This is a genomic window from Candidatus Brocadiaceae bacterium, from assembly GCA_012728835.1.
Taxonomy (GTDB): domain Bacteria; phylum Planctomycetota; class Brocadiia; order SM23-32; family SM23-32; genus JAAYEJ01.
On sequence record JAAYEJ010000020.1, the window covers coordinates 1 to 10,655 of the forward strand.

Sequence of the window (10,655 nt, forward strand, 5' to 3'; positions counted from 1 at the left end):
ACCCAACGACTGCGGCGAAGCGTCCGCCCCCGGACGCCGCACGCCACACGAGCCGCCCGGCTCGCACCCGCGCCGACCACCCTGCTGTCATCCTGAGCGCCGCTCAGGCGGCGCGAAGGACCTCGACCCAACGACTGCGGCGAAGCGTCCGCCCCCGGACGCCGCACGCAACACGAGCCGCCCGGCTCGCACCCGCGCCGACCACCCTGCTGTCATCCTGAGCGCCGCTCAGGCGGCGCGAAGGACCTCGACCCAACGACTGCGGCGAAGCGTCCGCCCCGGACGCCGCACGCAACACGAGCCGCCCGGCTCGCACCCGTGCCGACCACCCCACGGGCGAGGTTCTTCGTCGCTCCGCTCCTCAGAATGACAAAGAGGGGCCGGCGCCCGCACATGCGCCGTGTGGGGCCGGCGCGCAGGCCGTCACGCCGGCCGCTCGATGGCCCTCCAGCCGATGTCTGTGCGCCAGTAAGCATCGGCGAAGTGGATCTTTCCGACCGCCTCGTACGCGCGGTCCCGCGCCTGGCGGATCGTCTCGCCGCGGGCCGTGATGCCCAGCACGCGCCCCCCGCTCGTGACGAGCTGCCCGTCCTCGATCGCCGTGCCGGCATGGAAGGCCATCACGTCGTCCATCGCCCGGACGTCCTCGAGGCCCTCGATCGGGTAGCCCTTCTCGTAGGCGGCCGGATAGCCGCCGGAGGCCATGACGACGCACAGGGTGGGACGCATGTCCCAGCGGATGTCCACCTGGTCCAGCGTGCCGTCGAGCGTGGCCAGGAGCACGGGCACGATGTCGCTCTCCAGGCGCATCAGCAGCGCCTGGGCCTCGGGGTCGCCCAGGCGGCAGTTGAACTCCAGCACCTGCGGGCCGTCGTCGGTGACCATGATGCCGGCGTAGAGGACGCCGTGGTAGGGCTTCTCCTCGCGGTTCATGGCGTGGACGGTCTGCACGAACACCTCGCGCTCGATCTGGGCGGCCAGCTCGTCGGTGATGACGGGCGCCGGGCTGTAGGCGCCCATGCCGCCGGTGTTCGGCCCCCTGTCGCCGTCGTAGACCGCCTTGTGATCCTGGGCCGAGGGCAAAAAGGCGATGGTGCGCCCGTCGGTGAAGGCGATCACGCTCGCCTCCTCGCCCTTCAGGCAGCTCTCGATGACCAGTTGCCCGCCCGCCTCGCCGAACTCGCGCCGGATGGCGATGCGATCGACGGCCTCGAATGCCTCGCCCAGCGTGCGGCAGACGATCGCCGCCTTGCCGGCCGCCAGGCCGTCGGCCTTCACGACCACCGGCGCGCCGATCATCTCCAGGTACGACTTGGCGCGCTCCGGCCCGTTGAAGGTGCGGAACTCGGCGGTCGGCACGCCGTGCCGCTGCATGAGCTGCTTGCAGAAGACCTTGCTGCCCTCCAGCCGCGCGGCCTCGCGCGTGGGCCCGAACACACGCAGCCCCGCCGTGGCAAACGAATCGACGATGCCCTTCACCAGCGGCTCCTCGGACCCGACGACCGTCAGGTCGATCGCGTTCTCGCGGGCGAACCGCCGCAGCCGCAGGATGTCTCCGGGCGCAATGGGGACGCACTCCGCCACTTCGGCGATCCCGGCATTGCCCGGCGCGCAGTAGACCTGGTCCACCAGCGGCGAGTCGGCAATCTTCCACGCCAGGGCGTGTTCCCGCCCCCCGCCCCCGATCACGAGCACTCTCATCCGGCCTCGACCTCCTGTGACGGCTCTCCCTGCTTACGCAAGGCCGGCCAGTATATCGGCCCCCACGGCCGCCGGTCAAACGCGCCGCCGGCCCCCCCGGGGGGGCTTGCCCACGGCGCGAAACCGGGTGTCCGTAGAGTCCGTAGAGTCCGTAAAGTCCGCAGAGTCCCCACTTGTTGCCCGAAAAATCGAGATTCGGCGGACTTTAGGGGCCTCTTGGGACAGGGTTCGGACACAAGACGCATATACTCGAGGTTGCCATGAGGACGGCCGACACATTCACGGGAGGCGACGCCATGACGGATCCCACGCCGGGACTGAGCCGGGCCGAGCGGATGGACAGAGCGCGCGTGCTCGAGGCCGAGGGCGTGCCGACGCGGGTCATCGCCGCGGCGGTCGGCAGGTCGCCGGACACGATTCGCCGCTGGCGGCGCGCGGCCCGCGCGCCGGCTGCATCGACGGACGGCCCGCGCCCCGCACGGCCCGGACGGGCCTCGCCGGCCGAGCTGCGCGCCCGGCTCGAACGGCGCCTGGCCGCCCTGGTGGACGAGGGGGACGAGCCGGAGAAGGGCGCCGAGGACCGCATGCTGAAGATCTGCAGGATCCTCGAGTTCCTCCAGGGCGCGCAGGACCTGGACGCCCAACTGCGGGTGGTCAGGGACTTCGCCGTCTTCTGCCTGCAGGCGCTGACCGAGGACGAGATGCAGCCCGTGCGAAAGGCCATCCACATGTACCTCGACAAGCTGAAGCGGGAGAACCAGTGATGTGGATCGAAACGGCGATATCGGCCGCCTCGGCGCTCTGCGGCGGGTTCATCGGCGGCTGGGTGGTGGCGTTCCGACTGGGCCGCTGGCGCCAGCACGTGGAGGACCGTCTGGACGGCATCGAGGCCCGCCTGGCCCGCGGCGACTGCGCCGTCAGCGGGCTGCCCGTGCTGACGGCCCGCGTGGACCTGATCCTGGAGGAGTTGCGCGGCCTGAAGGCCGAGGCGCGCCAGGACCGGCAGGCGTTCGTATCCCACGAGGAGTGCGACCGGAGACACGGCAATGGCTGAACGCGAGCGGGTGGAGACGCTTCTGGTGGACGTGCGCCGCCGGCGGGACGAAGCGCAGGCCGAGGCCGGCCACGCCGCCGAACGGCTGGCGCGCCTGGTCAGCGGCCTGACGCCGCTGCTGGAAACCGACGTCGCCCAGGTGCGGGCCAGCGCCGAGACGTTCTGCGACGCCGCGGGCCGCATGAAGGCCCTGGAGCAGTTCGCGCGCGACCTGCGCGCCCTGCTGATGTGACCGATTCCTCCCGGCGGGCGGGCGAACCATGGGGCTCTGGTCCCGACAGCATGACCACGGCCGGCTGAGCATCCTGGCCCTGATCGAGCAGCATGCCACTCCGTTCCCGGAATCGAGCCCCGAGCAGGCGGCCGCCCGGCGCGCCCTGCCCATGCTCGCATGGTGCCGCACCTACCTGCCGCACTACTTCAGCGCGCCGTTCGCCCCCTTCCACGGCCGGATGCTGTCGGCCGTCGGGGCGCCGGGCATGCCGACGTTCGTCTGCGCATTCCGCGGCGCCGGCAAGAGCGCGCTCCTCGCCCTGGCCCGCCCCCTGCGGCGCGCGCTCGGCGCCCGGGCCCCCTACTTCCTCTATGGCAGCCAGGTGCAGAAGCTCGCCGCTCAGAACATGGACTACGTGCGGCTGGAGCTGGAAAACAACCCGCGCATCCGGGGCGACTACGGCGAGCCCGAAGTCACCGGCCCCCAGACCGAGTGGATCATGCGCCTGGCGATGGGCCAGGGCTCGGCCCGGTTCGAGGCGTTCGGCATCGGCATGAGCCCGCGCGGGCGCCGCTACGGCGAGCACCGGCCCGCCGAGTTCATCGGCGACGACCTGGAGGACGCCGAGCTGGCCCGCAACCCCGAGCGCGAACGCCACCTCTGGGACTGGCTGATGGACGAGGTGCTGCCCGCCCTGGAGCCCGGCGCCTTCGCCTTCACCGTGCTGGGCACGATGTTCGGCCCGGACTGCATGCTGGAGCGCGCGCGCCGGCTGAGCGAACGGCGCGACGCCGCCGGCCGGCCCCTGGCGCGCACCTTCGTGCAGAAGGTCGCCCGCGACGGCCGCAGCGTCTGGCCCGAGCGGTTCACCGACGAGGTGCTCGGGCGCGTCCGCGCCACCATCGGCCTGCGCAACTGGCTCCGCAACTACGCGCTGACCGCCGACGATCCCGACAAGCCCTTCCAGCCGCAGTGGTTCGGCGTATACCGCCCGCAGGACGTGGACCCGCACCGGCTGGACGTCGTCGCGTTCCTCGACCCGGCCGTCAGCGAGGCCGGCTGCCCGCGGGCGCTGGTCGCCGTGGGCGCCGAGCGCGACACCGGCGTGCGCTACGTGCTGGACGCCTGGATCGAGCGCGGCTCGCCGGCCGCCATGGCCGAGCGCCTGTTCGCCTTCAGCCGCCGCCTGCGCCCGCGCGTCATCGGCATCGAACAGAACGGCGGCTACGCCCTGCTCAGACCACTGCTGGGCATGATGGCGGCCCGGCGCGGCGAGCACCTCCCGGCGCGCTACGTGACGCACACCCGCCCGAAGGCGCTGCGCATCGAGGCGCTCTGCACCCAGTTCGAGGCCGGGCGCTGGCGCTTCCCCGCTAACCCGAACGCAGGCGTCAAGACGCTGCAGGAGCAGTTCCTGGGCTACCCCGACGGCTACGTGGACGGGCCGGACGCCGCGGCGGGCTGCGACGAACTGCTGCCCGCCGCCTTCGCACGCGCAACGGCCTGCCGGACCTATCGCAGCCTGTCGCGCCGGCGCGACCTGCGCGACCTCTGACCCCACAGCACCTTCCGGAGACACGCCATGCCTGCCGCGAGCCGACCCGACCCCGGGCCCGTCGCCGCGCCCACCGCCTTCGGCGCGCGCACCGTGGCCGGGCACGTCGACATCGACACGCTGACGCCCCGCCGCATCAAGCAGATGCTGCTGGCGGCCGAGACCGGCGACCTGGCCGCACAGTCCGAACTCTTCGAACGCATGGAGGAGAAGGACGGCGAGCTGGACGCCCTGCTGCGCACGCGCAAGGCGGGCGTCGCCCGGCTGCCGTTCGACATCCGGCCCGCCGACGCCTCCGAGGCCGCCGCCCGCGCCGCCGCGTTCTGCCGCCGGGTCATCGACGGCATCCCCGACATGCGCCAGGCCGTCCTGGACCTGCTGGACGCCGTGCCCAAGGGGCTCAGCGTGCTGGAGGTCCGGTGGAACACCGACCGGACGGCCTGGCGCCCCGCCCGCCTGCTCTACCGCCCCCAGCGCTGGTTCCGCCTGGCCGACGAGGACGACGACGGCGCCCTGCGGCTGCGCACCGACGACGGCCAGGGCGCCCCGGTGAACGCGCTGAACTTCGTCGTGCACCGCGTCAAGGCGCGCAGCGGCTTCTGCGCACGCACCGGCCTGCTCCGCTCCTGCGTGCGCGCCTTCATCGTACGCCACGTCGCCTGGAAGGACTGGATGGCCTTCGCCGAACTCTACGGCACCCCGCCCCGCATCGGCTGGCTCCGCGAGGAGGTGCCGTGGGACTCCGACGAGGCCCGCGAACTCTGGCACGCCGTGCGCGCGCTCGGCATGGACGCCGCCGCCGTCATGCGCGAAGGAAACCGCATCGAGGTGCTCGACACCCGCACGGCCGGCGAGGGCTCCGTCTTCGAACACATCCTGGACCGCGCCGGCCGCGAACTCACCCTCGCCGTCCTGGGCCAGACGCTCACCAGCGGCGGCGAGGGCGGCGGCTCCTACGCACTCGGCCAGGTGCACAACCAGGTCCGCTGGGACCTGATCGAGGCCGACGCCGCAGCGCTCGCACGCACCCTCTCCGAGCAACTCCTCGCCCCCATCGTCCGCCTCAACCTCGGCGCCGACCATCCCGCGCCGCTCTGGCGGTTCGACGCCGAACGGCCCCAGGACCTGACCGAACTGGCCGCCACCGTCAAGACGCTCAGCGAGGCCGGCCTGGCCATCCCGGCCGACTGGGCCTACGAGAAGTTCAACATCCCCCGACCCGCCGCAGGACAGGCCGTCCTCGGCCCCCGTCCGGAGGACCGCCCATGACCGCCGCCGATCCCGCACGCAATGCCGTCGCCCGTATGGACCCCTCCGGCCCCGAGGCCCCGCCCTGGGTCATGCTGCTGCGCACCGGCGCCTGGCTCGGCCACCCCACCGCCCCGGAGCTGATCGGCCCCGTGCACCTGCGGGCGGCGCTCGAGTGCTTCGAGCGCCACCACGCCGCCCACGGCGCCGACCTGGTCATCGACTACCACCACGCCAGCGTCGTCGCCCCCGCCATCGCCGGCAGGGCGCCCGCCGCCGGATGGATCCGCCGCATGGAGCTGCGCAACGGCGGCTGCGAACTCTGGGGCCGCGTGCTCTGGACGGCCGAGGCGGCCGCCGCCATCGGGCGCCGCGAGTTCCGCTACCTCTCGCCCGTGCTCCGCTTCGCCTGGCCCGACCGCGTCACCGGCCGCCCCGTGCCCCTGCAGATCCACAGCCTCGCGCTGACGAACACGCCGTTCCTCACCGAACTGGAAGGACTGAATTCGAACGCCGGCGACCGCGCCGGCGACACCGCACCTCCAGACGGAGGCCGATCGATGCCGTTGATCGACACGCTCGCACAGACGCTCGACCGAACGCCCGGGCAGGTCGCCGGCCTGCTCGGGGTCGAGGCCGGGGCCGACGACGCCCGCGTCGCCGTCGCCGTGTGCAACGCCGCGGCACGCGTGACCGAACTCGAAGGACGGCCGGCGCACACGGACGCCGCCCGGACGGCCGCTCACGCGCTCGGCCTGGAGCCCGACGCCGACGCCACGGCGGTGAACGCCGCGCTGATCCGGCTCCGGGAGCCGGCCGCCACGCTCGACGCCGTGCGTGCGCTGCTCGGGCTGCCCGAGGAGGCGCCGGGGCCGGAGGTCCTCAACGCCGTCGGCGCGCTCCGGCAGGCGCGGGCCCGCGCCGAGGCCGAACGGGTCGTGGACGAAGCCGTGCGCGACGGCCGCCTGCCGCCCGCGCTGCGGGAGTTCTACCTGCGCGAGGCCGTACGCGACCTGGAGGCCGCCCGGCAGGTGCTCAACGTCCTGCCGCCGGTCCTCTCGGCGCCCCGGACCGGCCGGGCCCACGCGCCCGCCGCCCCGGACCTCGACGAGGCCCAGCAGGCCGTCTGCCGGCAGCTCGGCCTGAGCGCCGACGCCTTCCGGGCGGCGCTCTGATCCGCCGCCATCCCCTTGTGGAGGAGACGCACCCATGACCGCACTGACCTCGGACAGGGTCACCGGCTACAGCCTGGGCGACCTGCTGGCCATCCCCGTGGCCGGGGGCGAATGCATCTACTGCGGCGCGCTCGTGTGCGCCAACGCGGACGGCTGCGCCGTGCCGGCGGCCGATGCGGCGGGCCTGGTCTTCGAGGGCATCGCCACCGAGCGGGCCGACAACGACAACGGCGACGACGGCGACGTCCACGTCGTCGTGCGGCGGCGCGGGCGCTTCCGGCTCGACTACCGCGGCGCGCTCACGCAGGCTGCCATGGCCGCCCGCGTCTGCGCCGTCGACGACCACACGGTCGACGCCGCCAACAATGTCACGCACGAGGTGCACGTCGGACGCATCGACCGCATCGAAGGCCCCGGCGAATGCTGGGTCTACATCGACGGCGCCGTGGAGGCCGGACGGAGCTGGAACGAACCCACGACCACCACGGCCGGGGGCTGACCGCCCGCACGCGGCCGCCCGGCCACCATTCTGAGGAGATCGGCCCCATGCAGATCACACAGGGCAACCTGCACGCCGTCTTCACCGGCCTGAAGGCCACCTTCAACGAGGCCGTGCAGAGCACCGAAGACGAAGACGTCCTCCGCCTGATGGAGACCGTGCCCAGCACCTCCGCCGGCGAGGAATACCCCACGGCCACCCTCCTGGGCGACCTGGAAGAGGTCCTGGACGAGGTGACCATCACCGGCATCGGCACGTTCGTGCAGAGCGTGCCGAACCGCACCTTCGCCCGCATCGTGGAGGTGAAGCGCAACGACATCGCCGACGACAACATCGGCGTTTACCGGCCCGGCGTGCGCCAGCTCGGCCGCCGCGCCGCCCTCTATCCCCTGCGCCTGGCCGCCGACGTGCTCCTGTCCGGCTTCACGGACGAGTGGGTCGACGGCACCGCCGTCTTCAGCGCCGACCACGAGTGGGTCGGCGGGCAGCCGTGGTCGAACCGCAGCGACGCCGCCCTGACCCCCGAGAGCTTCGGGCTCGCCGTCGCCGCCCTGGAGGCCCGCCTCAGCCCCGACGGCGGCCCGCTCGGGCTCCGGCCCGACGTGCTCGTCTGCGGCCCCGCCGGCCGCGCAGCCGCCGAGGCGATCCTCCAGGTCCAGTTCCTCGACGGCGGCGCGTCCAACCCCCACTACGGGCGCTGCGAACTCCTCGTGCTCGGCCGGCTCGGCTCCAGCACGGCATGGTTCCTGATGGACACCGACCCGGTCCGGCCCATGGTCCTCCAGGACCGCGAGGGGCCGGAGTTCACCGCCAAGGACCGCCCCGACGACGAGGACGCCTTCTACCGCGAACGCTACGCCTACAAGGGCCGGCGCCGCTGCGCCGTCGCCGTGCTGGCGCCCTGGCTCATCCAGGCCAGCAACGGCGGCTGACGCGCCGTGCCCGGCGAGGGGCGCCCGCCCCCCGGCGCCCCTCGCCCACAACACTACGGAGAGGGAGACGACGATGAGCTACTGCACACATGCCGACGTCGTTGCGCGCGTGGGCGACGAGGACCTGGCCGCCCTGGCCGACCACGACGGGGACGGACAGGCCGACACCGCCGTGGTCGCCCGCGCCATCGAAGACGCCCAGGCGCTCATGGACAGCTACCTCGCCGTCCGGTTCGCCGTGCCCGTCCGGCGCCCCGACGGCCGCTGCCCGCCCGCCGTCGCCGTGCGCGCCGTCAACCTGGCCGTCTACTTCCTCCGGCTCGGACGCGACAGCGTCACGCCCGACGCCCGCGCACAGTACGAGGACGACGTCCGCTGGCTCACCGAGGTCGTCGCAGGCCGCGCCGCGCTCGGCATCGAGGACTGCCCCTCGGAGAGCGTCGGCGCGCCGCGCGTCCGCTCCGAGACCTGCCCGCGCCTCTTCGGCCGCCGCGAACCGCTCTGATCCCCCACGGAGGCAACGACCCATGGGCAGCGTCCTCACCCAGGGCCGGCCGGCCCTGCTCGCCGCGCTCCGGGCCGACCCGGAGATACGCGCCCGCGTGCGCACCTGCGTCGAGTTCGGCCCCGGACTGCGCCGGCGCTTCGCCGTCGTGCCCGCCCTCTGCCCCGCCCTCAGCGTGGCGCAGGCCGGAACCGCCGAACGCCGCATCGCCAACGTCGAATGCGAGATCGCCCAGACCCTGCACGTCGGCATCCTCACGGCCGGACAGGACGCCGCGCCCTGCGAGGAACTCGCCGCGCTCGTCGTCGACTGCGTGCACGCCTGCAGCGCCGACCGCCTGGGCCTCGCCGCCGAGGGCCTCACCGCCGTGCGCGTGCGGGCCGTCCGCTGCAAACCCCTGCCCGACGAGCACGGGCCGCGCATGCTCTGGTCCGCCGACGTCGAGGTCGAACTCCTCTGGCGACGCATCCCATGAACCGGAGGCCCGCACCATGAGCGCACCGCCCCGACAACGCCACACGGGCCGCGAACGGCACCTGCGCCTCTGCGCGGAAGCCGTCTGGGCACAGTGCCCGGCCGAGCCGCAATGGACCGCCCTGCCCCTGGCCGCCGGCGGCTGCACGCTGGCGGCCGAACAGCCCCGCTTCCGCCCGGACACGTTCTACGGCGGCTTCCGCCGCACCGTTTCGCTCCCGCACGGACCTCGCGTCGCCGGCAGCCTCCACACGCTGCTCCACCCCCGGCGCGCCGACCTGCTGCTGCGCATGGCCGCCCGCCGCACGGGCGACGCCCCCGACAGCTACACCGCCGACCTCTACACCCCGGTCGATCCCCGACGCTGCACCGGCGCCGTCGTCGACCGCCTGGAACTGACCCGCCGCACCGGCGACCCCGACCTGGCCGTGCAGCTCCACCTCGTCGCCCGCGCCGAAGAGCCCCGCCCGACGCTCTCGCCGGAGGACTTCGACTACTCGGACCTCGCGCCCGTGCCGTTCACGTGGGACGACGCCGCCGTCCTGGTCGACTCCGAGCCGCTCCCGGGCGTAGAGGAACTGGCCCTGACCGTGCACAACCACCTGGAGCCCGGCCCCGCGGCCCCCGGCGGCATCGCCTGCCTCCACGCGGGCCATCGCGACGTGCGCCTGCGGCTGACGCTGCCGGCCGACTCGGCGCTCCTGCGCGACGCCCTCCGGACCGCCCGGCCGGTCCGGTTCGAGATGACGCTCTCGCACCCCGCAGGGCATTCGCTCCGGCTGGTGCTGCCCGCGGCGCACGTCGTCGCCGCGCCGGACGCCGCCGAGCCGGACGCGATCGCCCACGCGACGGCCGACCTGGAGGCCGGCACCGACGAGTCCGGCTCCGACCTCGACTGGACCGTGTCCCTCAGCGAATGACGGGAGCCCGAACCATGGCATCCGACACCGAACACGTGCTCGAAGCCCACCGGCAGGCCCTGGCCGCACTGGCGCTGGAGCGCGACGCGCTGGCCGCCCTGCAGACGTCCCTGGCGCGGTTCGCCGAACAGGCCCTGCAGATGCAGCGCGAGAACACCGCCGTACTGTCCGCCATGCGCAGCGAGCTGGACCGCATGGTCCGCCGCCTGAAACAACTGGCCACCGCCGGAGCGTGACGCTATGCCCGGATACTTCGACGATGGAACGCGTCACGTGGACCTGGGATACCACGTGTTCGCCACGCCGTCGGCCTACCGGCGCAACGTGCGGCGGGAGCCGCATGCGTCCGTCGCGTCGGTGATGAGCTCAGGCGGCGGC

General features: G+C 73.5%; 13 protein-coding genes. 12 read left to right on the forward strand and 1 reads right to left on the reverse strand.

Annotation, left to right across the window (positions count from 1 at the left end; all coding sequences use genetic code 11):
- Positions 1 to 423 precede the first annotated feature (423 nt).
- On the reverse strand, positions 424 to 1,701 hold the full coding sequence (gene purD, locus GXY85_03240; protein NLW49842.1) for a phosphoribosylamine--glycine ligase: 1,278 nt from the start codon (positions 1,699 to 1,701) through the stop codon (positions 424 to 426).
- A 296-nt stretch (positions 1,702 to 1,997) separates the two neighbouring features.
- Between purD and GXY85_03245 the strand changes: the two genes are divergently transcribed.
- The 12 genes from GXY85_03245 to GXY85_03300 all read left to right on the forward strand — a co-directional run bounded on the left by GXY85_03245 (position 1,998) and on the right by GXY85_03300 (position 10,513).
- On the forward strand, positions 1,998 to 2,465 hold the full coding sequence (locus GXY85_03245; GenBank protein ID NLW49843.1) for a hypothetical protein: 468 nt from the start codon (positions 1,998 to 2,000) through the stop codon (positions 2,463 to 2,465).
- A complete protein-coding gene (locus GXY85_03250; protein ID NLW49844.1) occupies positions 2,465 to 2,755 on the forward strand; it encodes a hypothetical protein in 291 nt (96 codons plus the stop codon). The genes GXY85_03245 and GXY85_03250 overlap by 1 nt, the downstream gene beginning before the upstream one ends.
- The gene (locus tag GXY85_03255; protein NLW49845.1) at positions 2,748 to 2,987 is read left to right on the forward strand and encodes a hypothetical protein; all 240 of its coding nucleotides are present in this window, start codon (positions 2,748 to 2,750) and stop codon (positions 2,985 to 2,987) included. The genes GXY85_03250 and GXY85_03255 overlap by 8 nt, the downstream gene beginning before the upstream one ends.
- A gap of 28 nt (positions 2,988 to 3,015) precedes the next feature.
- Positions 3,016 to 4,524 (forward strand): hypothetical protein, encoded by a 1,509-nt coding sequence (locus tag GXY85_03260; protein ID NLW49846.1) that lies wholly within the window; start codon positions 3,016 to 3,018, stop codon positions 4,522 to 4,524.
- A 27-nt stretch (positions 4,525 to 4,551) separates the two neighbouring features.
- The gene (locus GXY85_03265) at positions 4,552 to 5,793 is read left to right on the forward strand and encodes a DUF935 family protein (protein ID NLW49847.1); all 1,242 of its coding nucleotides are present in this window, start codon (positions 4,552 to 4,554) and stop codon (positions 5,791 to 5,793) included.
- Positions 5,790 to 6,947, forward strand: a complete 1,158-nt coding sequence (locus tag GXY85_03270; GenBank protein NLW49848.1) for a hypothetical protein — start codon at positions 5,790 to 5,792, stop codon at positions 6,945 to 6,947. Before GXY85_03265 ends, GXY85_03270 begins: the two co-directional genes overlap by 4 nt.
- Positions 6,948 to 6,981: 34 nt before the next feature.
- Complete coding sequence (locus GXY85_03275; GenBank protein ID NLW49849.1) at positions 6,982 to 7,446, forward strand: hypothetical protein; 465 nt, start codon at positions 6,982 to 6,984, stop codon at positions 7,444 to 7,446.
- A gap of 47 nt (positions 7,447 to 7,493) precedes the next feature.
- Complete coding sequence (locus GXY85_03280; protein NLW49850.1) at positions 7,494 to 8,378, forward strand: hypothetical protein; 885 nt, start codon at positions 7,494 to 7,496, stop codon at positions 8,376 to 8,378.
- A 73-nt stretch (positions 8,379 to 8,451) separates the two neighbouring features.
- A complete protein-coding gene (locus GXY85_03285; GenBank protein ID NLW49851.1) occupies positions 8,452 to 8,883 on the forward strand; it encodes a DUF1320 domain-containing protein in 432 nt (143 codons plus the stop codon).
- A 22-nt stretch (positions 8,884 to 8,905) separates the two neighbouring features.
- On the forward strand, positions 8,906 to 9,358 hold the full coding sequence (locus GXY85_03290; protein ID NLW49852.1) for a hypothetical protein: 453 nt from the start codon (positions 8,906 to 8,908) through the stop codon (positions 9,356 to 9,358).
- 16 nt (positions 9,359 to 9,374) lie between these two features.
- Positions 9,375 to 10,277: a hypothetical protein gene (locus GXY85_03295; GenBank protein NLW49853.1), complete on the forward strand. Its 903-nt coding sequence runs from the start codon at positions 9,375 to 9,377 to the stop codon at positions 10,275 to 10,277.
- 14 nt (positions 10,278 to 10,291) lie between these two features.
- Positions 10,292 to 10,513: a hypothetical protein gene (locus GXY85_03300; GenBank protein NLW49854.1), complete on the forward strand. Its 222-nt coding sequence runs from the start codon at positions 10,292 to 10,294 to the stop codon at positions 10,511 to 10,513.
- The last annotated feature ends 142 nt before the right edge of the window (positions 10,514 to 10,655 follow it).